This is a genomic window from Bradyrhizobium sp. LB14.3, assembly GCF_040547985.1.
Taxonomy (GTDB): domain Bacteria; phylum Pseudomonadota; class Alphaproteobacteria; order Rhizobiales; family Xanthobacteraceae; genus Bradyrhizobium.
This window is the reverse complement of record NZ_JBEPQT010000003.1, coordinates 358232-380985: the sequence shown is the minus strand read 5'-3', so window position 1 is coordinate 380985 and position 22754 is coordinate 358232. Positions and strand designations below refer to the sequence as shown.

The following is a 22754-nucleotide window of genomic DNA, read 5'->3' as shown; positions in this document are numbered from 1 at the left end:
TTAAGCTCTTCCGAAACCAACGAAAGGAGGTGATCCAGTGTGTCTTACCAAACGCTGTCACCTCGCTGGGATCGCCCGCTAAGCTTTGAATAAAGGCTTGGCATCGGGGCGCTCTCAGCCCTGGACCAGCGAGCAAGAAATCGGGCGCGACGGGGCTTCGCCGCCGCGCCTTTTTCGTAGGCGGGCGCCGCTCAGGCCGGTTTCGCCGAAGCCTTCAAAAACCGCAGACATTGAGGGCGCGCGGGCGTTTGCCCCGGCGGCTCTCAACGATGCGTTCGCCGCCATTCTCGACCGAGCTGCCGTAATAGCGATGGTGACCGCTCTGGTCGTGCAAATCGGCAGGCTCCGATTGCGCCGCCCGCGCGTCGCAAATGATCTTGATGGTGTGACCCGACATTGCCGCCTCCGATGGGCTTCCGTGTTCTTGTGGCCATCAGTCGTCCTGGCTTGGGGCAGCGTTCACCGCGGGCCCGCAATCGGGTTTCAGAACGGCTTCATCGAGGCCGGCACGACGCAATATTTTCCTCACCGCCATTGTCGGCCGCAGCCATCGTGGTACGTCCTTTGAGCTGCGCGCAGCAAAATCAACGAGGAAACAATGCTTTACGCTATCCTGGCCTATCACGTGGAAGACGAGATCTTGTCGTGGACGCCCGAGAAGGACACCGCGGTCGTAACCAAGGTCCTGGAGGTTCAGGCGACCTTGAGGGCGAGCGGACATTTCGGGCCGGCCGCCCGTCTGGATGAGACCCGCAAGGCCCGCACCTTGCGTGGCCCCGGCGCGGGCGTGGTGCTGGACGGCCCGTTTGCCGAGACCAAGGAGCAGCTCCTGGGCTTCCACCTCATGGAGTTCGACACTGACGAGGAGGCGATCGCAGCGGCGCGGACGCTGCGCCAGGTCAATCCGACGGCGGTCTACGAAATCCGCCCGGTCAAGCTCTACGTGCCGGCCGATGGGTTCGGTGCGACATAAGGGTGAGCCGCCTTACGCGTCCGGCTTGGACGGCGGCCCGACATAGAAGCGCTGGATCAGAAGGCCTCCGAAGGCGATGAACCACAGGAAGGGCGCGACATGCGGCGCGAACGCCGCAACGATCGTGCCCGGGATGAATACCAGCAGCGGAAACATCGAGGCCATGATCTCCTGGCGCCAGCCGCCAAGAATCCTCCACCACAGCCAGGCATTGAGACCGGCGATCGCAGTCAGGTGCAGGCCGTAGAGCACGGCGACCGCGCTGCTCAAGGGGAAGTTGGTGTAGAGACCGTTGGTCACCGGCAGCAGTACGATCGAGAGCAGGAAGAACAGATTGAGGATCACCGCGCCGCGGCTGCCGACGGGCTGGCGCACCAATCGCCGGTGATGGCTGATCCAGAACACGCCGGCGATGATGAAGCTGAGCGCGAGGCCGGCGAGCTTGCCGGAATAGACCCGGGCGAGATCGTTCCAGTCGGGCGCGCTGGTGAAGACGGCGGCTTTCGGCAGGTCGTAGGCCAACAGCGTCATGGCGACACCGAAAATGGTGTTGCTGAGTGATTCCAGCCGCCGCATCTCGAACTGTTCGGGCTTGGGCTCGGTCATGCCGGGTGCGCGCTTTTCGGGCTGGAACTTAAGGCGGTCTTGTCCCTAGGTCTTAACATCGGTTCCGTCCAGCCGCATTGCGATTCGCAGCGGGATGGCCGACTCTGGCTGTTTCACCGGGGCGATTCGTGGCGACATATCTGGACACGCTCAATGCGGAGCAGCGCCGCGCCGTGGAGCATGGCGTGGCCGATGGTGCGACCGTGGGCGCCCCTCTGCTGGTCATTGCCGGCGCCGGGTCCGGCAAGACCAACACGCTGGCCCACCGCGTCGCGCATCTGATCGTCGCCGGCGCCGATCCGCGCCGCATCCTCTTGATGACGTTCTCGCGCCGCGCCGCGGCCGAGATGGCCGGCCGGGTCGAGCGCATCTCGCGAAAAGTGCTCGGCGAGAACAATGCCGCGATCATGCGCGATGCTCTCACCTGGGCCGGCACGTTTCACGGCATCGGCGCACGGTTGCTGCGCGAATATGCCGAGCGGATCGGCGTCGATCCTTCCTTCACCATCCACGACCGCGAGGATTCCGCCGACCTGATGAACCTGGTCCGGCACGAGCGCGGATTGTCGAAGACCGAGAGCCGCTTTCCGGCCAAGGGCACGTGCCTGTCGATCTACTCGCGCTGCGTCAATGCCGAGATGGAGATCGAGAAGGTGCTGGGCCAGCACTATCCCTGGTGCGCAGGCTGGGCGGCCGAGCTGAAGGGCCTGTTCGCGGCCTATGTCGAGGCCAAGCAGGCCCAGCACGTGCTCGATTACGACGACCTGCTGCTCTACTGGTCGCAGATGATGAGCGATGCGCTGATCGCGGACGAAATCGGTGGCCGCTTCGATCATGTGCTGGTCGACGAATACCAAGACACCAACCGCCTGCAGTCCTCGATCCTACTGGCGCTGAAGCCGGACGGACGCGGCCTCACCGTCGTCGGCGATGACGCCCAGTCGATCTACTCGTTCCGCGCCGCGACTGTCCGCAACATCCTGGACTTCCCGCAAAGCTTCTCGCCGCGCGCCGAGATGATCACGCTCGACCGCAATTACCGCTCGACGCAGACCGTGCTGGCGGCGGCCAACGGCGTCATCGGCCTCGCCCGCGAGCGCTTCACGAAAAACCTCTGGACCGACCGCGCCTCCACGCAAAAACCCCAGCTCGTCACCGTGCATGACGAGGCCGACCAAGCCCGTTACATCGTCGAGGAGGTGCTGGCCAACCGCGAGCAAGGCGCGCTCCTGAAGCATCAGGCGGTGCTGTTCCGGACGTCCTCGCATTCGGGTCCGCTGGAGATCGAGCTCACCCGCCGCAACATTCCCTTCGTCAAGTTCGGCGGGCTGAAATTCCTCGATGCAGCCCACGTCAAGGACGTGCTGGCGCTGCTGCGCTTCACAGAGAATCCGCGCGACCGCGTCGCCGGCTTTCGCATTCTGCATCTGTTGCCGGGCATCGGTCCTGCGACGGCGCAGCGCGTGCTCGACCAGATGGCGGAGAGCACCGATCCGCTTGCCGCGCTCGGCCAGCTTCCGGTGCCAGCTCGCACCGGCGCCGACTGGACCGACTTCGTCCGCACCATCGAAAATTTGCGTTACTCGGAATGGCCGACGGATCTCGAACGCGTGCGGCTCTGGTACGAACCGCATCTCGATCGCCTCCACGAGGATTCCGAGACGCGCCGCGCCGATTTGATGCAGCTCGAGCAGATCGCGAGCGGCTATGCCTCGCGCGAGAAATTCCTGACCGAGCTCACGCTCGATCCGCCGGATGCGACCAGCGACAAATCCGGGCCTCCTCTTCGTGACGAGGACTATCTGATCCTCTCCACCATCCATTCGGCCAAGGGCCAGGAGTGGAAGTCGGTGTTCGTGCTCAACGTCGTCGACGGCTGCATGCCGTCCGATCTCGGCGCCGGCACCAGCGCCGAGCTCGAGGAGGAGCGCCGTCTGCTCTATGTCGCGATGACGCGCGCCAAGGACGATCTGCACCTCGTGGTGCCGCAGCGCTTCTTCACCCACGGCCAGGCCGCCAAGGGCGACCGCCACGTCTACGCCTCGCGCACCCGCTTCATCCCGGAGCAGCTGGTCCATCTGTTCGAACGCACCGCCTGGCCAAAGGCCGCAGCGGGCGCGGCCCGCACAGCGGCGCAGGGCCCGAAGGTCGACATCGGCGCCCGGATGCGCGGGATGTGGCGGTAGCGCCGGTGCGGCGCGGCCATCCGCTCTCGGCGATGAAGCGGCTAAGCTCGCGCAGCTTCCTGAATGCGGGGCATGTCGATGTGAGCCTCGCCGGCAAGACCCGCCGTCCTACGACCTCTTCCTCGCCTCGCGCGGGCCGTCGCGCAATCTGGTCGCGACCGTCAATCACTACAGCGCTGGCTGCGCGAGACCCTGGTCGATACGTTCGCCCGGTCCGGCTGAAGGCGCGGGCGAGCCCGACACGATGAAAAAGCGGAAACGCTGCGTTTCGCGAAGCAGCATTGTTGCGCCGGTCACTGCCGCCTAGCTCCACCCCAAAGCTATTCCCTCCCACAGTAACAGGCGCCAGTTGCGCCCGCAGAGACCTCATCAATGACCGCACCGCTCGAATTCGGACTGGATACCTTCGGCGACGTCACCAGGGACGCTTCAGGCGCGATGCTTCCGCACGCGCAGGTGATCCGCAACGTCGTCGACGAGGCGGTGCTGGCCGACGAGCTCGGCCTCGACTTCATCGGCCTCGGCGAACATCACCGTGCCGACTTCGCGATCTCCTCACCGGAGACCGTGCTGGCAGCGATCGCGTCGCGTACCAAGCGGATCCATCTCGGCTCGGCCGTGACGGTGCTGAGCTCGGACGATCCGATCCGCGTCTTCCAGCGCTTTGCGGCGCTGGACGCGCTCTCGAACGGGCGCGCCGAGGTGATCCTCGGCCGCGGCTCGTTCACGGAGTCCTTTCCGCTGTTCGGCTTTGATTTGCGGGCTTACGAGGCTTTGTTCGAGGAGAAGCTCGACCTGTTCACGGCCCTGCTGTCGCAAGAGCCGGTGACCTGGGAAGGCAAGCTGCGTCCGCCGCTCAAGGGTCAGCTCGTCTATCCTCCGGTCGAGAACGGCACGCTAAAGACCTGGATCGGCGTCGGCGGCAGCCCGCAATCGGTGGTGCGCGCCGCGCATTACGACCTGCCCTTGATGCTCGCGATCATCGGCGGCGATCCCGCGCGTTTCGCACCCTTCGTCGATCTCTATCACCGCGCGTTCAGGGAGTTTGGCCGCCCGGCAAAGCCGATCGGCGTGCACTCGCCCGGCTATGTCGCCGAGACCGACGAGCAAGCGCGCGAAGATCTCTGGCCCGACTACAAGGCGATGCGCGACCGCATCGGCAAGGAGCGCGGCTGGCCGCCGATGGGCCGCGACGAGTTCGTGAACGAGGCCGAGCACGGTTCGCTCTATGTCGGCTCGCCGGAGACGGTCGCGCGCAAGATCGCGAAGACCGCAAAGGCGCTGGGCGTTGCGCGGTTTCAGCTGAAGTATTCGGCGGGCCCGCTGCCGCATGAGAAGCTGATGACGAGCATCGAGCTTTACGGGCGGAAGGTGATGCCGATGGTGCGAGAGATGATGGGGTGAGAAAGCAGTCCGTCTTCGCTTTCGCTATGCTCCAGCTTCGCCGGACATGCTTCGCCCTGACGGGCTACGCTCGGCTGCGCCATGCGTAGCCCGTCAGGGCGAAGCATGGTGGGGGAAGAAGGACTCGAACCTTCGAAGTCATAAGACGGCTGATTTACAGTCAGCTCCCTTTGCCACTCGGGACACTCCCCCGCTCGACGGCAGCACAATCGGGCCGGACCTTTCCGGCGACCGAAGACGGCCATGGAACATGAAGCCGCAAGAGCCCGGATAGGGACGCGACCGGCCGCGTTTATGGGCGAAGCGGTGGGGCAAAGTCAACCAAGCCGACCAGCTAAAATGGCCATCGAAGGCACCCAAATTGCCATATTCCGGGACCCATGACACAAGCAGACCTATGAACGATCGAAAATTCGGCCCGAAAGGTCGCCGCGGCGGCGGTAAGCCCTTCAAAAAACCCGGAAAATCGGCCGGCCGGCCGGCCTGGCGCGAGCGTGATTCGGACACCGACGGGCCAGTCATCCTCTATGGCTGGCACACCGTCACCATGGCGCTCGCCAACCCTGAGCGGCAGATCCGCAAGCTGACGCTGACCGAGAACGCCGCAAAGCGGCTCGCGGACGAAAATATCGAGACCGGCGTCACGCCCGAGATCGTCCGGCCCCAGGAGATCGACCGGCTGCTGTCGCCCGACGCCGTGCACCAGGGCCTGCTCGCCGAGGCCGATCCCCTGCCCTCGCCCGACATCGAGGACCTGGTGCAGGACGGCATGGTGCTGGTGCTCGACCAGATCACCGACCCGCACAATGTCGGCGCCATCCTGCGCTCGGCGGCGGCGTTCGCGGTGAAGGCGATCGTCACCACCGCACGCCACAGTCCGGAAGCGACCGGCGTGCTGGCCAAGGCCGCCTCCGGCGCGCTGGAGCTGGTACCGATGGTGACGGTACAAAACCTCGCTCGCGCACTGACCACGCTGAACGAGCTCGGCTTCCAGACCGTCGGGCTGGACAGTGAAGGCAGCGCGGATCTCTCCGAGGTCACGCTGCGCGAGCCGCTCGCGCTGGTGCTGGGCGCGGAAGGCAAGGGCCTGCGGCAATTGACCCGCGACACCTGCAGCGTCGTGGCGCGGCTGGACATGCCCGGCGAGATCAAGAGCCTCAACGTGTCGAACGCCGCCGTGCTCTCGCTCTATATCGGCGCAAGCCGGCTGGGGCTGATGAAGCCCTAAAAAAACAAAACGCCCGTCCGCATCGCGCGGACGGGCGCTTCGTTGGCTCAGCCGATCAGGCGATCAGTAATACCGGCGCAGCACGCGATGGCCGCCGTAATACGGCGCATGGCGAGGAGCATAGCCGTAACGCGGGCCGTAGCCGTAGTGCGTGCGCGGCAGATAGCCGGCGCGCGGGCCGTAGCCGTAGCGATACGGACGATAGTACGGCCGATGATAGGGATAGGCGCCGGCTGCGACTGCGGCGGCACGATAGCCATAGCCGTTTCCATAGCCATAGCCACGGCCGTAGCCATAGTTGGCTGGCGCAACGACCGCGTCCTCACGATAGGTCGGATACGGCGCGAAGGCGCCCGGGCCGGTATAGGTCGGGCCCTGGTTGACGTAATAATACTGCGTGGTCGGCTCGGCGAGACGCTCATAGGCACCATAGCCATAGCCGCCGCAGCCGGTGTTGCAGCCGGAATAGACCGGCGCAACCGGCTGGCACGGATTGAAGCCGCAGGCCGCGGCCGGCGCGGCCCCGATGAACATCACCGCAGCCGCCGCGACCAGTCCCGAAATCATCTGACGCATTACTCTCTCCTGTTGATTTTCGTTTGTTGGATTTTGTCGTTTCTTAACCCGGCCGCCTGCCGGGCATCTCCGCACGTGGCCGCGGCCGAGGACGCCGCGGCTGCTCGTTGATCTCAGGCGCGAGGATCACCGGCGGGGGATCGACGGGCACGTCCATCTGCGCCGGCAGCGGCGCCGATTGCGCGCCCCAGCTCTGGTGATAGCTCTCCGCCGGCTTCGGCAATTTGCGGTTCGCGGACGGCTCGACCTCGAGCCGCCCATAGCCGGGCCGCAGGCCCAGAGTCGGGTAGTAATGGCCGACGTCGGCAGGCTGCCGCTCGGCGACATAGCGCCCGCCATAGATCGTGGGCTGCACCTGGACGTTCTTCCCCAGGCCCCAGGTACCCTCGATCACGGTATAGGACGCGTCGATGTTGTTGATGATGATGGGCACGCCCGGGCGGCCGGGAACGACGATATCGAAGCCGCCGCCGGCAAAAGCGGTTACGGGCAGTCCGATCAGAAGCGCTGCGAGCGCCAGGGCGCGCATGGAAAGGATCCCGGTTATCCAGTCCACAACCTATCGGATCGTCGGGCCGAGTGGGTTAAGGGATGCCAGCAAAATTCCGGTAAGCCTAACGTGTAGGGATCGGAAAGCACTTCAATGCAAGCGAGCGCGCTGTCAAAGCATTAACGTGCCCACCGCGCGGCTTACGCCTCGAAGGACGGGTTGCATGCCACAAAATACACATCCCCTGCGGGTTCACGCCGATGTGACCGCACTTGCGCCAAATTGCGGAACGAGCTGCCGACGGTCGCACTTAGCAACGGTCTAACAACATGGAGAGAATGCCATGATGAGCCTGAAACTGATCGGCGCGGCCGCGATCGCTGCGACCGCGTTGGCAAGCCCCGCACTTGGTCAAGCGGCCTTCTCCAATCCCGCCGCTTGCCAATCCATGTTCCCCAGCGCGAATTGCCAGAATATGGGACGGGGCAGCCCCTACGCCACCAGCCGTCAAGAACGACAATATCGGCGAACGGCCTACCACGACCAGAACCGCTACAATGATGTGAACAGGGCGAACAACGGCTTCGGGCCGGTGGCTACTGCGGGCGCGGTTGCAGGCGCCGCCGTCGGGACCGCGGCAGCCGTTGCCTCGGCGCCGTTCCGCAACTGGGACAACTCGTACGCCTATGACAATTCCGGCGGCTACGGCAGCTACAACCGCAGCGAACAAGGTTGGTATGGCAATTGGGATACCTACGCGGCTCGCAACGGCATCGTTTGTCGGCCCGGCACCCGGGTCAAGGGCGACGACGGCCGCCAGCACATCTGCCAATAAGGTGGCATAAGTCGAGCAAATCAGAACAGGCGGCCTTCGGGCCGCCTGTTTCATGCCCGCGACGATCTTTGCGGGTTCTGGCACTTTCCAACCAAGTCTGATATTGCGGCGCGCACGGGGACAAACTCGGCGCATTGCCGAGCCCTGCCCGCTTTCCAGGCGTCGCCGGCTTAGCTCAGCGGTAGAGCAGCGGTTTTGTAAACCGAAGGTCGGGGGTTCAATCCCCTCAGCCGGCACCAGTGTTTACAATGACTTTGCCAACAAATGTAGCCCGGATTTTCCAGGTCGTAGGCCGCGAATGATGTTGGGGGATACAAGGGGCTACACTCGGAAACTTGCAACAACCGGATTTGCCCGCCAAAATTCGGGGGGAGTACCGTGGTGAGGACCGGGACGGCAAGCATTTAGCCAAACGCATAACCACTCCCCCTTCCGGCCGCCTTGCGCTGCGCTGAGGTGTCAAGCCAGCGTGAGATGCTGCCAGAACCGCGGGTTAGCGCGACATGCGCAATAGCTTGGCGACCTGCCCAAGGAGATCACTTCGATCAGCCGCCACTCGATAAGTATCGGATGCTCCCTGCCTTGTTCGGGATCGCTGTGACACCTCAATCAACCCCGATGGCATGGGACCCATTGTGACCTCTCTGCTGAACAGCAGACATCCTTGCGCACCCCCGGGCTCACTTTCCGGCGTTAAAACGTACGGCCTCTGCTCGAGCTACATTAACCTTTGACCGCGAGATTGGCGCTCTCGGCACTGTGACGCCGCGCGCCGTCGGCACCTGCACGGTGTGAAGGATGAAAGGCGCGAAGGAGAGGTCTTCGCGGCGCCGCACTCGATCCGTCGCCAGCATTCACAGAACGGGGCGCGAGACGGCCCTTACTGGTCCTCCTGCTCTAGTTGTTCGGCAAGTCCGTCATATTCTTCAGTCAGATCCTTGAGCTTTTCAGCGAACTGCGGGTGAGCCGTCCCTTCGGCTAGTTGACGCAACCACACCGCCCTCTTGCGCGACCTTTCCGTGTCACGATCGATAGGAGCTTTCAGATGCATTTGCTTTTCCTCCTTGCTCACAGAAAAGCCGCCCCGAAGAGCGGCCTTTCCATCGTTGGACGTAATTTTGTGCGGCGTTCGAGCGCCGTCTTTGGCAGACGTTGAAGCATACTCTCACTCTTCGATTACCATCGTGTAGCGCACCCAACGCTCGAGCTGCCGCACATCCACCGGCAGTGTTGCACTAGGCCTCGCGGAGACGCCGTCCTTCCCTGGCCCGATCACCGGAGGAAATTACGAATGTGCCAATCCATGGATCGCGGCATAGGCAAGTAGAGCAGTGCAGATGCCCCTTGCCGGTCGAGGCTTTGACACAGAGCCACATTCACGACCAAACCTTCCCGCCCGAACGGATGTCTTGATAGTCAGGATTTTCCCGACGGGGGAGAAGCGATCTCCTGACTGCCTGGCGAGTTGCCGATCACTATATTCCGTTCGGACTAGAGTGATCGTCCGTGGAGACCCGTGAGAAATGTATGTTTTTGAGGACCTCGGCCGGCAAATTTTTGCGCAACATCAGAGACTACCCGGCCGTAGAGCCGAGAGAGTTCTCGTGTAGATGCCGGCAAGTCTCGGACTGCAGTCATAGGCCTTGCGTGTACACTCACCTGCCTGCTTCTGTCCGCATATGCAATTGCTTGATCGACAACTTCAGTCTACCCGCAACGTCAACCTCGCACGTTGTCGAACCACGCGCTCCTCACAGGAACAGTTCGGCAGGAGTCATCTGAATGTACGGCAGCCTGCTGCTACTCGTGGTTCTAATCGCTCTCTCCGCCTTCGGCCTGGTGGCCTTGGAGGTCGCGGCGCGTCGATCGCCTGGTGGTAAACATCAAGCGACCAGGCCGAAGCGGCCTGTGAGATAATCCACGTTTCTCGCTCCATTCTGCTGGAGATTGCTCAGTCGATACGTCCTTGCCGCCATTGTCAGGTTAAAGAAATCCATAGCCTTTTGTTAGGTTAAAACCATTTCACAACACCGGTCGCCACGTCTGCCCCCTGCTTGAGCAATGAACCGAGCTTAAATCAAGCATGCCGACAAGAAAAACCGTCATCCCGATCCGAGCAGTGCGGCCGCGACAGCCGGACATGGGCAGCCAGTTCTCGTGAGACAAACCAAGTAGCCCCACGTCATCATACAACGTATCGCCGGACGCCACGCATCAACTGCACGACGGTCGCACTAGTGCGCCGGCCTCTGATGCGCATTCGGCTTGTGGTGAGTGCCGAACCGTTCCACCATTGTCGCACTCGCCTCATTCAGACCGATCAGCTCGACATGGGCACCATGGCGTCGGAGCTTTAGGACGATGTCGTCCAACGCGCCAATTGCGGTGATGTCCCAGAAATGTGCGTCGCTCACATCGATGCGAACGCGCTCGGGCACATCCTGATAGTCAAATGCATCGACGAGGCTGTTGGATGACGCGAAGAACACCTGCCCAGTGACAAAATAGGTGATCTGCCGCCCGTCTTCCGATAGCTCGGTTACGATGCCGAGCAGCCGGGCAACCTTGGCGGCAAAGAAGACGCCGCTCAGAACGACGCCGGTGAGCACGCCCATCGACAGGTCGCCGGTGGCCACGACGACGACGACGGTCGCCAGCATCACGACGCTTGAGCTTAGAGGGTGCGAGCGCAGGTTGATGTGGACGACCAGTTGAACGTGCTGATCGAGACCATGATCATAACCGCGACCAGCGCCGCCATCGGGATTTGTTCATGATCACCCTGGTGCGAGACCACGGCCTGCAATATCTGTTCGCGCCCAAAAATCGGGTCCGACGATGCGCAGACAATGCCTTCGCTGCGACGCAACATCAAGCGGAATTTTCGACCGAAGGGGCCCGAGCCACAGCCGGACCGCAGGGAGGAGCAATCCGTCGGCACAAAGATTGCCAATTCGTCTCGCGCTAAGTTGCCTTGTTTTTCCACTGTCGCCGGCGTCGATCCCAAAGTGGGTCTCTATGCCTCGTTCTCGATTGCCTGCGTCAGCGCCATTGTAGGTGGCCGACCGGCCATGATCTCGGCGGCCACAGCCTCCACCGCCGTCCGCTGGAAAGTCTCCTGACCGCCTCGATCGTGGACGACATGTTGTCCTCATGGATGTTCTCGCGCGTCCCTTTCGTATGGTTGTCTCACCCAATCACCAAGCACGACGATCAGAAACAGCAGGAAACGCGCCGGCAAAGAACGTCGAAAGCCTCGTTCGGGCGCCAGCAGTGACATTGATCACCGACTGCCCGATCATCGCGCAACCACCCATCGCGCCCAGGAAGCCGGTGACGAAATTGGCGAAGCCCTAGCTTCTCGGCTATCGGCCGTTGATCGTCAATCTGCTCTTGGACGACCTCCCGGGCCTGCTCGGCTCACTCTAACTCTTCAAGCCTCCCTTCCAGCTCAGCGGCGAGCTGTCCTAAGTTTTGAGCAGTGACCCCATCCATGAACTCCGCAGCCAACCGCCGGCATGTGGCAAGCTGCTCCTTGATTTTCCTTTTCTCGTCGTCTCTGTCCATCATTGTTAGACGGCGTAGTTGGGGATTGGTTTCAACTGTCTTTGTCCTAGTTCTGGCGCGCGTTCGCAGTCTGAGTGACTGAGCTGGGAGTCCCCATGCTCGACGATCGGCGCCGCCTCGCCCGGGAAGAGGCCAGAGAAGTTATCCGAAAGATAGAGCGAGAAGCAGCGCTTCTTACGTCCGTGGTGGCCGAAACGTAGCAGACAAACGACTTCAAAACCGAGCTCCGCGACCTTCACCGGCTTCGAGCCGTTGAACGAGATCAGCATCTCTGCCGTACGACGAACGGCTCGCTTGCGCTTTTATAAACGAGGCTGTCTGCTGGCCGCAGACGGAGGAGACACGGAAATGAATGTTTGGATGGAGCTGCGATGCTCGCGATCGCGGCGATCCTGATCGTCATAGGTCGTCCGAACAGAGCGGGCGAGCACCCACGCTTCCTGCGATTTGGAGCGGCGCTCGTTCTTTATCCGCCCGTCATCCTAACTTTTGTGGCGCTCGGCGCTGCGGCCGTCATTTCAGGATTATTCGCCAAATAGCGCCTCCATAGCGATGGATGGTGGGCTGGCCCTAGCTTACCGCGTACAAGTACAGAGCCGCGAACAGCATCAGTATCGAAACGATGCTGACGATCCACCCCACCGGGCCGTTTGCGCGGGAGCCCCATAATGTCGGCCCATTGTCTTTTGGGAGTGTCATTCTCTCTCTCTCCTTGAGCGAAGAGTACCAGAGCGCGGCCTTTCAGCACATGAGGCTTCTTAGCGCAGTCCGGTTCGGGCATGATGCCCACGAATTCGGATTCGGAGGCTCGTTTTGCTGGTCGCACTCGTCGTTGTTTTCGTCGTGGTTTATGCCGCTATAGCGCTTGAGCACCCGATCCAAATAGAGAAATCAGCTTCCGCCCTTTTTGGCGCCGGCCTGCTCTGGACGATCTATGCCGTGGGAGCAACTGACCACGACGCTATCGTCGATCAGCTCCGCGAGACCATCGGCTCGACTGCAGGGATCATATTTTTCCTGATGGGCGCCATGACCATTGTCGAGGTCATCGACGCGCACGACGGATTCGAGATCATCACTTCGCAGATCAACACAAAGAAGTTGACGACCCTGCTGTGGCTCATCTGCGCCGTGACGTTCTTTCTGAGCGCGGTGTTGGACAACCTCACCACCACGATCGTCATGGTCTCTCTGATCAGAAAACTGCTCGACAAGCAAAGTGATCGGCTGTTGTTCGTCGCGATGATCGTGATCGCTGCCAACGCTGGCGGCGCGTGGTCCCCCATTGGAGACGTCACCACAACCATGCTGTGGATCGGTGGCCAGATCACCGCTCTCGCCATAGTCAAGACGCTATTCCTCGCGTCCCTCACGAACATGCTGATCCCGCTGCTCATCGTGAATTACCAGCTGCGGGGGCGAACTTTCGCTTCTCCCAAGATCGATGGCCGCGACGATGCGTTCACGCCCGCCTTCGAACGAAACGTCATGTTCACCCTCGGGATTGCCATCCTGGTCCTGGTGCCAGCGTTCAAAACCGTTACGCACCTGCCGCCTTTCATGGGCATCCTCTTCGGCTTGGGAACATTGTGGCTCGTCGGCGAGATCATTCATCGCCGGAAGCAACCGCTGGAGAGAAGGCCGTTGACCGTGGCGCACGCTCTCACCCAGATCGACCTCAGCTCAATCGTCTTCTTCCTGGGCATTCTGCTGGCCGTTGCCACGCTGGAGCACACCCATATCCTGGCCGCCCTTGCAGCTTGGCTGGATCAAAGCATCGGCCGCACCGACGCAATCGTGCTCGCGTTGGGGCTGCTCAGCGCCATCGTCGACAACGTTCCATTGGTCGCAGCATCGATGGGCATGTATGGAATGGGCCAGTATCCACCAGACAGTTTCCTTTGGGAATTCATCGCCTACTGCGCCGGCACGGGCGGATCGATACTGATCATCGGCTCCGCTGCGGGCGTTGCCGCGATGGGAATCGAGAAGATCCAGTTCATTTGGTACATGCGAAAAATCAGCGTACTCGCGCTTCTCGGATACTTCGCCGGAGCGGCGGTATACATTGTGCAGTTCCGGTACTTTCACTGAACGCAAGACGCGCACGCGCCGAGGCAGCTTGAATGGATCCGCTTGCTCTTCCGATCCAACGCTCCCCTTCAGCCTTGCAGTCTGCAGGCCTGCGCGGCCGCAGTCCGGTCGCGCGTGCTATCCTTGCCGAACATCCAGACGACGCCTGGGATGCGCGGGGATTTACGCTGCTGTACTTTTCAGTGTGTCCAACCCTCGGCCGGGCCGCGAAACGCACCACCCGCGCCGGCGTGACGTGAAGGATTGAAGGCCTGAAGTAGGCTGTCTTCGAGACGCAGCACCGCTCAATTTCCAACCACAACAAGCAGAAGCGCGGAAGCAGACATGTCCGACGAGCGACGGTTCGACATCTTGTCCCCGGATTTTCACGCGAACCCTTTTACGACGCTCGACCGCATGCGAACCGAAGGCCCGGTGGTGCGCTTGAGATTGCCGATCGTCGGCCGCACCTGGCTCGCGGCGAGCCATGAGAGCTGCGCAGAACTGTTGAAAAACAGCCAGGACTTCGCGCGCGATCCCGCCAACGCCGGAAGCAGAACGCAAGAGCGGATATTGAAAGTTCTCCCGGGGACGCTCGGGCTTCTTGCGTCGAACATGCTCGGCCACGACGATCCGGAGCACCGTCGCCTGCGTGCCCTCGTCGACCACGCCTTCCAGAGGCGCACGATCGCAGCTCTCAAGCCGACGATCGTTGAGACGGCCGATCGGCTGCTCGACAAGCTGGACGGCAAGCCCGAGACCGATCTCATGGCAGAGTTCTGCCGATATCTGCCCCTTTCGGTAATCTGCGCGATGCTAGGGTTGCCGGAGAAGGATCACGAGCGGTTCAAGAACTGGTTGGGTGGGTTGAAGGACACTGCGAATGTCTTTGCGGTGATCCGCGCCATCCCCGGTGTGATCAGCGTCGTGCGCTACCTTCGACGCGTTTCGAGACCCGGTGGCGGGGCGCGGCCTGAGGGTCTGATCGCTGCGCTACGCGAGGCGGAGATCGAAGGCCACACGCTCAGCGAGGACGAAATCGTCTCCATGATCTTCCTGCTCTTCGGTGCGGGACAGGAAACCACTACACATCTGATATCGGGCGGTCTCTACGCGCTGCTCATGAATAGGGACCAGTTGAGCCGGTTGCGCCAAGACCCGGGCCTGATGCCCACATGCATCGAGGAATGTCTTCGTTACGTCTCCCCCGTGCAGATGACCAAGCCTCGTTTCGCAACCCGGGATTTGATCTGGCAAGGACGCCAGGTCCGGCGCGGCGAGATGTTTGCGGCATTCCTTGCCGCAGCGAACTGCGACCCGGCAAGGTTCGAGCAGCCCCACACGTTCGACATTACGCGCCACCCAAATCCGCACCTTTCGTTCGGCACCGGCGTACACTTTTGCCTCGGCTTCCAGCTCGCGCGCGCAGAGGCGTCGATAGGAATTCAGCGCATCCTGGATCGCTTTCCCGACTTGCGGCTTGCCCGTGGGCCCGAAGACATCAGGTGGCACAAGCGGCTTGGCATCCGCGCGCTGGCGCGATTGCCGGTGCGACTAGCGGCCTGAGCGCCGGCATCTCCGAGGGTCCGAGACCTGGGTCATCGGCTGCTCGGCGCCTTGGCCGCCTCTCTCGATCACCGAAGGATGTTGCGGATATGCCAAACCATAGTGGCGGCATAAACGAGGAGAGCGATGCAAATGCCACCTGCCAGTTGAGGCGTCGAAAGAGACGCTCTCGTCAGGAAGAAGACGATGCAAAACAGGACGACCACGCCCAGCAAAGACGGCACATGTTTCATATTCGCCTACCAATTCTTCTCGCCTCCGGAGCAATGCTACCCTTCCGCACTCAAATACCTCGCCTCGGTCACCCGGCCTCCAGCTCACGAGTCGTAGCAGGGCCGCGGCTGATGAAACCGTAGATTTCCCCGCTGCGGGTCGAAATGAGCCGAATGGAAGAAGGACGTTCCACATTGGCGCTCGTGTACGCCTCTGCCGCTGTGATCAGTGCGTCACGGCCAAGCGGTCGTAGGCGGGATGCCGTGGATTCAGATGCAGGTCCGTCTCGACGATCATCACCTGGGTCACTCCGGAGGATTGGACCTCGACGGCAAACGACACGAACGAGACATGCGGGGCTCTAAAGGGCAAGGGTCACACCTCACAAGAGCCGGACTTGGCTGAAGCCCCAGCCGAGGCCGAGCATCGCTGCAACAAGCGAGCCGAGAAGGACGCCCAGTTTCGCCGCCGTCAGGAGTCCTTCATCCGCGAAGGCGAGAATCGAAATGAAGATCGACATGGTGAAACCGATCCCGGCCAGCAGCCCGACCAAGCAGACCCCAGCCCAGGAAACTCCCGGAGCCAACCGACACCAGCTCAGTCGTACGGCCGCCCAAGTCGCGCCGACGACGCCAAGCGGCTTGCCGGCGACCAAGGCGAGCGCTGTGCCCAGCATCACCAAACGTCCACCGGCGGGTAGATCGACGCTCGTCAGGCCGACGCCGGCGTTCGCCAGCGCGAAGATCGGCATGATGACGTATGCCACCCACGGATGCAGCGCCGTCTGCACCCGAGAGACCGGCGGCAGTAGCTCCCGTTGGGCCACGCGCAGGTCCCGCAGGGGTTGGGCCAACCTGTGCGGATCCTTCGCCCTGACCGCATCGCTGCTTCGCAACTGCTTGAGAGCGCGAGAGACCATCTCCAGTGGTGGTTCCCGCATCGGGATGGCGCGCGCGGGAGTCATCACCCCGAGCAGCACACCCGCTAGGGTGGGATGGATCCCAGCCGCCATGAACCCGATCCAAACCAGAGAACCAGGTAGGACGTAGAAAAGCGCAGAGCCGACCCCGATCCGGCGAAAGCCCAGGACGGCGACAACGCCGATCATCGACACGACGAAACCGCCAGGCTGAAGGCCTGCGGTGTAGAAGAGCGCGATGATCAGCACTGCAATGATGTCGTCGATGATAGCCAGAGCAAGGAGGAAGACCCGCAAATTGACCGGGATTCTTCGTCCGAGCAGGGCGAGCACTCCGACTGCGAAGGCGATGTCCGTCGCCGTAGGCACGGCCCAGCCCTGCCCTCGATCCGGACCGCCGTTAAGACTCAGATAGATCAGTGCCGGGACGACGACGCCACCAATCGCCGCGACCAGCGGCAGCATGGCCTGGTCCAGCCTGCTCAGCGCGCCTTCGTGGACTTCCCGCCGAATCTCCATGCCCACGACGAGGAAGAACACGGTCATCAGCACGTCGTTGACGCAGAAATGCAGCGAGCGTGAAAAGACGAATTCTCCCAGGGCGATCGTCACCGGAAGGTGCCAGAAATCGTGATAGCTGTGAGCCACTGGGGAATTCGCCCAGATCAGTGCAGCGGCGGCGGCAGCGAGCAGGACCGCACCGCTGACAGCCTCGACATGCAGGAACCGCTGAAGGGTGTTGAGGGCCTGTTCGGCCAGCCGCCGGGCTTTCGGCAGATCGTCAAACGGAGGATTGTGGTTCACGGGCGCAGGATCTCCGCGTGGCGGCCCGACCATCGCTTTCCTGTCGCTGTCGATACAGCGAACACCCGAACCCCGGTTATACATCGCATGGGCGTCATTTCAACCTTCCACGACGGAACACGGCGTCCGGAAAGTCGGCCGTGGAGAGGATCAGGCGGCAGCAGCTGCATCATCCGCCCTCTCGGGCGGCACTCATTCCGGGTGTGTGTGCTCGCAGGCGCTCGGAATCCTTTCAGGCTCTGGAGCGGTACCGGCGCGCTAAAACGCCTGGCAGGCTCCGCCCTTGCGCTTGACGGGTCGTCCCCGGCGTACTGAAATCCCCGCTCCGGCTGGTGTTGCGGGGAGTTCTACAGGGGCTTTGCGCAGCGCTGAGCAACACGACACCATAGGTTGCCGCCAGGATCGGAGTTTTGGTCCGGCTGTCCGGCAGCGAGAGAGCAAGCGCCGCGGATGTGCCGCCGCGCACGCCCGCTGTTACGTACTCCAAGAGGAGCGCACTTGCGGGTGCGCTCCTCTTGTGCGACGACGCGGTTGGAACACGACTATCAGTGTGTAACCAGCGGACACGCCGAGTCGGTCAACTTTCCGAATGCTTCTTCGCCCGACATCGTGTGAACCAGTTTGTAATAGTCCCAAGGTTGTTTGGACTCATCGGGTTTCTTGACCTGCATGATATACATCTCATGCTCCATCAGGCCGTCGGCACGGATCTTGCCGTTGCTAGTGAACATGTCGTCGATCTTCATCTTCTTGAGCTCCGCCATGACCTTCTCTGAATTGGTGGAGCCGGCAGCCTTGACCGCGTTGAGGTAGCTCATGGTCGCCGAATAGTAGCCCGCCTGATTCATGGTGGGCTCGCGCTTCGTCTTCTCATAGTAGCGTTTGGCGAAGGCGCGGGTCTTCTCGTTAAGATCCCAATACCAGCCGGTGGTGAGGTACAGGCCCTGTGCGGTCTTGAGGCCGAGGCTGTGAATGTCGCTGATGAAGGCGAGCAATGCGGCCGGCTTCATTGTCTTGGCGATGCCGAACTCGTCGGCAGCCTTGATCGAATTGGTGAAGTCGTTGCCGGCATTGGCGAGTCCAAGCACCTGCGCACCTGCGTTTTGGGCCTGGAGCAGATAGCTTGAGAAGTCCGACGTGGAGAGCGGAACGCGCACGGCGCCGATCACCTTGCCGCCATTGGCCTCAACCACCTTCGAGGCGGACTCCTGCAACTGGGTGCCGAAGGCGTAGTCGGCGGTGAGGAAGAACCAGGTTTTACCGCCCTGCTTGACCATGGTCTTGGCGGTACCGTTGCCGAGCGCCGTCGTGTCGTAGACGTAGTGGACCGTATAGGGTGTGCAGTCCTTGCCGGTCAGTGATGCGCCGGCTGCGCCGATAGCGATGAACGGAATTTTCTTCTCCTTGGCGACATTGTTCATCGCCAGGCTGACTCCCGTGTTCGATCCGCCGAGAATCATCGTAACGCCATCCCGATCGGCCCATTCGCGCAATTTTTGGGCTCCAACGTCGGGCTTGTTCTGGTGATCGGACACCATGAACTCGATCTTGTTCCCGAGCACGCTGCCGCCAAAATCCTCGATCGCCATCTTGGCCGCCTCGACGCCGCCGGGGCCGATCACGTCGGCATACAGGCCGGACATATCGTCGATATCGCCGATCACGACCTTGTTTTCGGCCGCGTGTGCAGTCGTCACCGACATTGACGCCGCCAGCAACAGTTGAACCGTTCTTACCGCAATGCATTTCATTTGACGTGTTCCTCTTTTTCGATTTCAGCGCGAGGTCGTCAAGACTCCGCGTCGTCGCGTCGCGCTCGGTGAAATCAACTAGACGCCGAGATAGCGCTGGAGCAGCTCCGGTTGTGCCTTGAGCTCCCGCGCCGGCCCCTCGTGCACGATGTGTCCGTTGTTGATGATGTAGATCCGGCTCGCCAGCGCCAGCGTCGCCGCCAAATTCTGCTCGACCAGCACGATGGTCTGGCCGGCGGCGGCGAGCTCGCGGCAGGCCTTGACGAGATCGTGAACGATGACGGGCGCGAGCCCCTCGAACGGCTCGTCCAGCAGCACGATCTTGGGGTCGCGCACCAACGCCCGTGCGATCGCGAGCATCTGCTGCTCGCCGCCGGAGAGCTCGGTGCCGCGGTTGTTGCGCCGCTCCTTCAGCCGCGGAAACATTTCGTAGATGCGCTGGAGCGGCCAGCGTTTCGGCGCAGTGATCCCGGCGAGGATGATGTTCTCCTCCACCGACAGGCCGCCGAAGATGCGGCGTTCCTCGTGCACGAGCTGCATGCCGGCCTGCGCGATTCTGTGGCTCTTGCGCCCGGCGATGTCGATGCCATCGAACTTCACGCTGCCGCTACGCGGCGTCACGACGCCCATCAGGCTCTTCAGCGTGGTGCTCTTGCCGGCGCCGTTGCGACCGAGCAGCGCCACCACTTCGTGACGCGCGACGTGCATGGCGACGTCGAACAGGATGTGGGAGTCACCGTAATAGCTGTTCAGGCCGTTGACCTCGATCAGGCTCATGCGGCGATCTCCCCGTGAACTCCGCCGAGATAGGCTTCCTGCACGGCGGCGTTGGCCTTGATTTCCTCCGGCGTGCCGTCGAGCAGAACCTTGCCTTCCTGGAGCACCGTTACGCGTTCGACCAGCTCGAACAGCGAATCCATGTCGTGGTCGATGATGATCATGGTGCGCCCTCGCGCGATCGATTTGAGCAGCTTGACGGTCTCGACGCGCTCGCGTGGGCTCATGCCCGCAAGCGGTTCGTCGAGCAGCAGCAGGCGCGGCGAGGTGGCGAGCGCGAGGCCGATTTCGAGCCTGCGCTTCTCGCCATAGGCGAGCTCGGATACCGGCGTATCGGCCCGGCGGCTCAAATTGACGAGGGCAAGCGTGTGCTCCACCTGCTCGGTCAGGCCCTTGACGCTGGAGAGCTTGCGGAACAGGTCGAGCCGGAATTTTCCACGTAGCTCGGCCAGCGCGGCGATCGTCAGGTTCTGCCGCACCGTCAACCCGGTGAAGAGCTGGTTGACCTGATAGCTCTTGGTGAGGCCGAGCTGGCAGACCTCGGTCACCTTCAATCCCGTGATGTCTCGCCCCTCGAATACGATCTGGCCGGAGCTCGGCGCGATCTCGCAGGTCAGCATCTTGAAGAAGGTCGATTTGCCGGCGCCGTTGGGGCCGATGATCCCGCGCAGCTCGCCCTGATTGACGCTGAAATCGATGTCGCTGTTGGCGACGAGGCCGCCATAGCGTTTGGTCAGGCCGGTGGCTTTCAGGATCGGCCCGGAATAGGCGGGATGCGCGACCTCCTTGGCCTGCATCGGCGCCGGTGGGGGTTGCAGTGTGGCCTCGGCGTCAGCGGCCTCCTGCTCCATCTCCGCATCCGTTCGCTTTCGCTTGCCGGAGACGAGGCGGTAGAGATCGGCAAGACCGCCGATGATGCCGCCGCGCAGGAAGCAGACCAGCAGCACGAAGACGACACCCAGCACCAGCTTCCAGGCCGCGCCGAGGCCCAGCGCGGACTGAAGGAAGTCCTGAAGGAAGAGCCAAACGGTTGCGCCGACCAGCGGTCCGAACAGCGTGCCCCTGCCGCCGATGGCCGTCTGCATCACGAGCTGGCCCGAGGTGTCGAAGGTGAAGGCGTCGGGCGGCATGAAGGCCTGGAGCACGCCGAGCAGTCCGCCGGCGAAGCCCGCGTAAGCGGCTGCGATCACGAAGGCGGTCAGCTTGTAGCCATGGATGTTGTGTCCGACGGCCGTGGCGCGCAACGGATTGTCGCGGATCGCACTCAGAATCGCGCCGACCGGCGAGCGCACGATCCTGAGGGCGATGACGACGCCGACGAAGTAGCACAGCGCGATGAACTGATAGAGCGACCAGCCATTGGTGAAGTGGATGGAGGTGAAGCCGAGATCGAAGCTCGGCGTCGGTACCCCCGGCAGGCCGTTCTCGCCGCCGGTGAAATCGGAAAGTGGATTGAACTCGACGAAGAAGAACACCTCCGCGATCGCCACGGTGATCATCGCGAAATAGATGCCGGTGCGGCGCAACGCGATCAGGCCGATCAGGTAGCCGGTCGCGGCCGCCGCGATCATGCCGATGATCAGCGCGCCCAGCACGTTGCCGAAGCCCGCGCGGGTCAGCAGGTAGGCGGCGACGAAGCCGCCGGTGCCGTAGAAGGCGGATTGGCCGAACGAGAGCAGGCCGGTGAAGCCGAACAGGATGTCGAAGCCGAGGCCGAACAGGCCCCAGACCAGGATCCTGTTCACGGTGTTCGGCGCGAAGCCGAGATGAGGCAGCACGAAGGGGGCTGCGATCAAGCCGATCGCGGTCAGGGCTTCGATCAGGAAGGGGCGTTGCTTGAGCATCAGGAGATCGCTTACTCGCGGCCCTGGACGCCGAGCAGGCCATGCGGTCGTACCACGAGCACGAGCGTCATCGCCGCAAACAGCATCACATAGGCGTAGCCGGGGTTGAACATGGAGGTGACGCTGATGATCTCGCCGGCGATCAGGCCGCCGAGAATTGCGCCGGGGAACGAGCCGACGCCGCCGATCACCACCACCACGAAGGTCTGGACCAGGATGTCGTCACCGATGCCCGGTGTCAGCGACACCACCGGCGCGTTGACGATGCCGGCAAAGCCGGCGGCCATTGCGCCGATGCCGAACACCACCATGAAGACGCGATAGACATTGATGCCGAGCGAATCGACCATCACCGAATCCTCGATGCCGGCGCGCACAATCATGCCCAGCCGGGTCCGGTAGAGGACGATGAACAGTGCGCCGAGGGCGACCGCGACGATGCCGACGACGGCGAGGCGGTAGGTCGGATAGAACATGAAGCCGAGATTGGTGATGCCCCGGAACAGGGCCGGCGGCGGCACCAGCTGCGACTGGCTCGAGAAGATCAGGCGCACGAGCTCGACGAAACAGATGCCTAGCCCGAAGGTCACGAGCAGCTGATCCTCGTGCGGGCGGTGATAGAAATGGCGGATGATGACGCGTTCCATGAGAACGCCGAGCAGCATCACGAACAGCGAGCCCGCGATCACGGCGAGGATGAACGACTCCGTGTACTGGTAGGCGACGAAGCCGGCATAGCCGCCGATCATGAACATCGCGCCGTGCGCGAGGTTGAGCACGCCGAGCGTGCCGTAGATGATGGTCAGGCCGGAGCTGATCAGCGCGAGCAGGGCGCCGAGCGCGAGCCCGTTGAAAAGCTGCGAAACGAGGTTGGGCCAACTTATCATGCGACAATCGCTGTTGTGGCGCGCGATGGTGCGCGTCCAAAAAAGGGTGACGCCG

At 62.4% G+C, this 22754-nt stretch carries 21 protein-coding genes, 2 tRNA genes and 3 pseudogenes; 10 read left to right on the top strand and 16 right to left on the bottom strand.

The window, feature by feature from the left end; all coding sequences use genetic code 11:
• Nucleotides 1–214 precede the first annotated feature (214 nt).
• On the bottom strand, nucleotides 215–397 hold the full coding sequence (locus ABIB00_RS09105; RefSeq protein WP_354104087.1) for a hypothetical protein: 183 nt from the start codon (nucleotides 395–397) through the stop codon (nucleotides 215–217).
• A gap of 201 nt (nucleotides 398–598) precedes the next feature.
• Between ABIB00_RS09105 and ABIB00_RS09100 the strand changes: the two genes are divergently transcribed.
• Nucleotides 599–973, top strand: coding sequence for a YciI family protein (locus ABIB00_RS09100; protein WP_354046531.1), 375 nt, complete (start codon nucleotides 599–601; stop codon nucleotides 971–973).
• 12 nt (nucleotides 974–985) lie between these two features.
• Here ABIB00_RS09100 and ABIB00_RS09095 read toward each other — a convergent pair whose 3' ends face one another.
• A complete protein-coding gene (locus ABIB00_RS09095) occupies nucleotides 986–1579 on the bottom strand; it encodes a TMEM175 family protein (RefSeq protein WP_354104086.1) in 594 nt (197 codons plus the stop codon).
• A 128-nt stretch (nucleotides 1580–1707) separates the two neighbouring features.
• Here ABIB00_RS09095 and ABIB00_RS09090 point away from each other — a divergent pair, with 128 nt between their 5' ends.
• Both ABIB00_RS09090 and ABIB00_RS09085 read left to right on the top strand, forming a co-directional pair.
• Nucleotides 1708–3765, top strand: a complete 2058-nt coding sequence (locus ABIB00_RS09090; protein WP_354104085.1) for an ATP-dependent helicase — start codon at nucleotides 1708–1710, stop codon at nucleotides 3763–3765.
• Nucleotides 3766–3770: 5 nt separating this feature from the next.
• A pseudogene (locus ABIB00_RS09085) lies at nucleotides 3771–3943 on the top strand (LysR family transcriptional regulator); the annotation flags it as partial.
• Here the strand turns inward: ABIB00_RS09085 and ABIB00_RS09080 are convergent.
• Nucleotides 3934–4062, bottom strand: coding sequence for a hypothetical protein (locus tag ABIB00_RS09080; RefSeq protein ID WP_354104204.1), 129 nt, complete (start codon nucleotides 4060–4062; stop codon nucleotides 3934–3936). The pseudogene ABIB00_RS09085 and the gene ABIB00_RS09080 overlap by 10 nt on opposite strands.
• A 75-nt stretch (nucleotides 4063–4137) precedes the next feature.
• On the opposite strand from ABIB00_RS09080, the gene ABIB00_RS09075 reads away from it, so the two are divergent.
• Nucleotides 4138–5169 (top strand): LLM class flavin-dependent oxidoreductase, encoded by a 1032-nt coding sequence (locus ABIB00_RS09075; protein ID WP_354104084.1) that lies wholly within the window; start codon nucleotides 4138–4140, stop codon nucleotides 5167–5169.
• Nucleotides 5170–5275: 106 nt separating this feature from the next.
• Here the strand turns inward: ABIB00_RS09075 and ABIB00_RS09070 are convergent.
• Nucleotides 5276–5361 (bottom strand) — tRNA-Tyr (locus ABIB00_RS09070).
• Nucleotides 5362–5566: 205 nt separating this feature from the next.
• Here ABIB00_RS09070 and rlmB point away from each other — a divergent pair.
• Entirely contained in the window at nucleotides 5567–6397 is an 831-nt protein-coding gene (rlmB, locus tag ABIB00_RS09065; RefSeq protein ID WP_354104083.1) for a 23S rRNA (guanosine(2251)-2'-O)-methyltransferase RlmB, read from the top strand.
• Nucleotides 6398–6460: 63 nt separating this feature from the next.
• Here the strand turns inward: rlmB and ABIB00_RS09060 are convergent, their stop codons facing one another.
• Together ABIB00_RS09060 and ABIB00_RS09055 are read right to left on the bottom strand one after the other, a co-directional pair.
• Nucleotides 6461–6973, bottom strand: coding sequence for a hypothetical protein (locus tag ABIB00_RS09060; RefSeq protein ID WP_247443364.1), 513 nt, complete (start codon nucleotides 6971–6973; stop codon nucleotides 6461–6463).
• Nucleotides 6974–7016: 43 nt separating this feature from the next.
• Nucleotides 7017–7502 carry a hypothetical protein gene (locus ABIB00_RS09055; protein ID WP_247353223.1) on the bottom strand — a complete coding sequence of 162 codons (486 nt, stop codon included), beginning with the start codon at nucleotides 7500–7502 and terminating at the stop codon, nucleotides 7017–7019.
• 304 nt (nucleotides 7503–7806) lie between these two features.
• Between ABIB00_RS09055 and ABIB00_RS09050 the strand changes: the two genes are divergently transcribed.
• Together ABIB00_RS09050 and ABIB00_RS09045 are read left to right on the top strand one after the other, a co-directional pair.
• Nucleotides 7807–8298 carry a hypothetical protein gene (locus ABIB00_RS09050; protein WP_354104082.1) on the top strand — a complete coding sequence of 164 codons (492 nt, stop codon included), beginning with the start codon at nucleotides 7807–7809 and terminating at the stop codon, nucleotides 8296–8298.
• 164 nt (nucleotides 8299–8462) lie between these two features.
• Nucleotides 8463–8537 (top strand) — tRNA-Thr (locus ABIB00_RS09045).
• A 641-nt stretch (nucleotides 8538–9178) separates the two neighbouring features.
• Here the strand turns inward: ABIB00_RS09045 and ABIB00_RS09040 are convergent.
• The 4 genes and pseudogenes from ABIB00_RS09040 to ABIB00_RS09025 all read right to left on the bottom strand — a co-directional run bounded on the left by ABIB00_RS09040 (nucleotide 9179) and on the right by ABIB00_RS09025 (nucleotide 12134).
• Complete coding sequence (locus tag ABIB00_RS09040) at nucleotides 9179–9349, bottom strand: hypothetical protein (RefSeq protein ID WP_247327556.1); 171 nt, start codon at nucleotides 9347–9349, stop codon at nucleotides 9179–9181.
• A gap of 1183 nt (nucleotides 9350–10532) precedes the next feature.
• Nucleotides 10533–11068: pseudogene (locus ABIB00_RS09035) on the bottom strand (STAS domain-containing protein); the annotation flags it as partial.
• A 417-nt stretch (nucleotides 11069–11485) separates the two neighbouring features.
• A pseudogene (locus tag ABIB00_RS09030) lies at nucleotides 11486–11624 on the bottom strand (SulP family inorganic anion transporter); the annotation flags it as partial.
• A 246-nt stretch (nucleotides 11625–11870) separates the two neighbouring features.
• Nucleotides 11871–12134, bottom strand: coding sequence for a hypothetical protein (locus ABIB00_RS09025; protein ID WP_354104081.1), 264 nt, complete (start codon nucleotides 12132–12134; stop codon nucleotides 11871–11873).
• 102 nt (nucleotides 12135–12236) lie between these two features.
• Between ABIB00_RS09025 and ABIB00_RS09020 the strand changes: the two genes are divergently transcribed.
• The 3 genes from ABIB00_RS09020 (at nucleotide 12237) to ABIB00_RS09010 (ending at nucleotide 15504) form a co-directional block, all read left to right on the top strand.
• On the top strand, nucleotides 12237–12404 hold the full coding sequence (locus ABIB00_RS09020; RefSeq protein ID WP_354104080.1) for a hypothetical protein: 168 nt from the start codon (nucleotides 12237–12239) through the stop codon (nucleotides 12402–12404).
• 274 nt (nucleotides 12405–12678) lie between these two features.
• The gene (gene nhaD / locus ABIB00_RS09015; protein WP_354104079.1) at nucleotides 12679–13959 is read left to right on the top strand and encodes a sodium:proton antiporter NhaD; all 1281 of its coding nucleotides are present in this window, start codon (nucleotides 12679–12681) and stop codon (nucleotides 13957–13959) included.
• 324 nt (nucleotides 13960–14283) lie between these two features.
• Complete coding sequence (locus ABIB00_RS09010; RefSeq protein ID WP_354104078.1) at nucleotides 14284–15504, top strand: cytochrome P450 family protein; 1221 nt, start codon at nucleotides 14284–14286, stop codon at nucleotides 15502–15504.
• 438 nt (nucleotides 15505–15942) lie between these two features.
• Here the strand turns inward: ABIB00_RS09010 and ABIB00_RS09005 are convergent, their stop codons facing one another.
• The 6 genes from ABIB00_RS09005 to ABIB00_RS08980 all read right to left on the bottom strand — a co-directional run bounded on the left by ABIB00_RS09005 (nucleotide 15943) and on the right by ABIB00_RS08980 (nucleotide 22699).
• Nucleotides 15943–16089: a hypothetical protein gene (locus tag ABIB00_RS09005; protein WP_247399140.1), complete on the bottom strand. Its 147-nt coding sequence runs from the start codon at nucleotides 16087–16089 to the stop codon at nucleotides 15943–15945.
• A 10-nt stretch (nucleotides 16090–16099) separates the two neighbouring features.
• On the bottom strand, nucleotides 16100–17473 hold the full coding sequence (gene nhaA / locus ABIB00_RS09000) for a Na+/H+ antiporter NhaA (protein WP_354104077.1): 1374 nt from the start codon (nucleotides 17471–17473) through the stop codon (nucleotides 16100–16102).
• Nucleotides 17474–17985: 512 nt separating this feature from the next.
• Nucleotides 17986–19191 (bottom strand): ABC transporter substrate-binding protein, encoded by a 1206-nt coding sequence (locus tag ABIB00_RS08995; RefSeq protein WP_502917797.1) that lies wholly within the window; start codon nucleotides 19189–19191, stop codon nucleotides 17986–17988.
• 78 nt (nucleotides 19192–19269) lie between these two features.
• Nucleotides 19270–19968 (bottom strand): ABC transporter ATP-binding protein, encoded by a 699-nt coding sequence (locus tag ABIB00_RS08990; protein ID WP_354104076.1) that lies wholly within the window; start codon nucleotides 19966–19968, stop codon nucleotides 19270–19272.
• On the bottom strand, nucleotides 19965–21812 hold the full coding sequence (locus tag ABIB00_RS08985; protein WP_247282959.1) for a branched-chain amino acid ABC transporter ATP-binding protein/permease: 1848 nt from the start codon (nucleotides 21810–21812) through the stop codon (nucleotides 19965–19967). The genes ABIB00_RS08990 and ABIB00_RS08985 overlap by 4 nt, the downstream gene beginning before the upstream one ends.
• Before the next feature lie 11 nt (nucleotides 21813–21823).
• On the bottom strand, nucleotides 21824–22699 hold the full coding sequence (locus ABIB00_RS08980) for a branched-chain amino acid ABC transporter permease (protein WP_247282961.1): 876 nt from the start codon (nucleotides 22697–22699) through the stop codon (nucleotides 21824–21826).
• Nucleotides 22700–22754 lie beyond the last annotated feature (55 nt).

Bases quoted from the DNA above. Each gene is read 5' to 3' on its own strand.
- ABIB00_RS09105 (WP_354104087.1), bottom strand. From the start codon at position 397: ATGTCGGGTCACACCATCAAGATCATTTGCGACGCGCGGGCGGCGCAA.
- ABIB00_RS09100 (WP_354046531.1), top strand. From the start codon at position 599: ATGCTTTACGCTATCCTGGCCTATCACGTGGAAGACGAGATCTTGTCG.
- ABIB00_RS09095 (WP_354104086.1), bottom strand. From the start codon at position 1,579: ATGACCGAGCCCAAGCCCGAACAGTTCGAGATGCGGCGGCTGGAATCA.
- ABIB00_RS09075 (WP_354104084.1), top strand. From the start codon at position 4,138: ATGACCGCACCGCTCGAATTCGGACTGGATACCTTCGGCGACGTCACC.
- rlmB (WP_354104083.1), top strand. From the start codon at position 5,567: ATGAACGATCGAAAATTCGGCCCGAAAGGTCGCCGCGGCGGCGGTAAG.
- ABIB00_RS09060 (WP_247443364.1), bottom strand. From the start codon at position 6,973: ATGCGTCAGATGATTTCGGGACTGGTCGCGGCGGCTGCGGTGATGTTC.
- ABIB00_RS09055 (WP_247353223.1), bottom strand. From the start codon at position 7,502: ATGCGCGCCCTGGCGCTCGCAGCGCTTCTGATCGGACTGCCCGTAACC.
- ABIB00_RS09050 (WP_354104082.1), top strand. From the start codon at position 7,807: ATGATGAGCCTGAAACTGATCGGCGCGGCCGCGATCGCTGCGACCGCG.
- ABIB00_RS09040 (WP_247327556.1), bottom strand. From the start codon at position 9,349: ATGCATCTGAAAGCTCCTATCGATCGTGACACGGAAAGGTCGCGCAAG.
- ABIB00_RS09025 (WP_354104081.1), bottom strand. From the start codon at position 12,134: ATGCTGATCTCGTTCAACGGCTCGAAGCCGGTGAAGGTCGCGGAGCTC.
- ABIB00_RS09020 (WP_354104080.1), top strand. From the start codon at position 12,237: ATGCTCGCGATCGCGGCGATCCTGATCGTCATAGGTCGTCCGAACAGA.
- ABIB00_RS09010 (WP_354104078.1), top strand. From the start codon at position 14,284: ATGTCCGACGAGCGACGGTTCGACATCTTGTCCCCGGATTTTCACGCG.
- nhaA (WP_354104077.1), bottom strand. From the start codon at position 17,473: ATGGTCGGGCCGCCACGCGGAGATCCTGCGCCCGTGAACCACAATCCT.
- ABIB00_RS08995 (WP_502917797.1), bottom strand. From the start codon at position 19,191: ATGAAATGCATTGCGGTAAGAACGGTTCAACTGTTGCTGGCGGCGTCA.
- ABIB00_RS08990 (WP_354104076.1), bottom strand. From the start codon at position 19,968: ATGAGCCTGATCGAGGTCAACGGCCTGAACAGCTATTACGGTGACTCC.
- ABIB00_RS08985 (WP_247282959.1), bottom strand. From the start codon at position 21,812: ATGCTCAAGCAACGCCCCTTCCTGATCGAAGCCCTGACCGCGATCGGC.
- ABIB00_RS08980 (WP_247282961.1), bottom strand. From the start codon at position 22,699: ATGATAAGTTGGCCCAACCTCGTTTCGCAGCTTTTCAACGGGCTCGCG.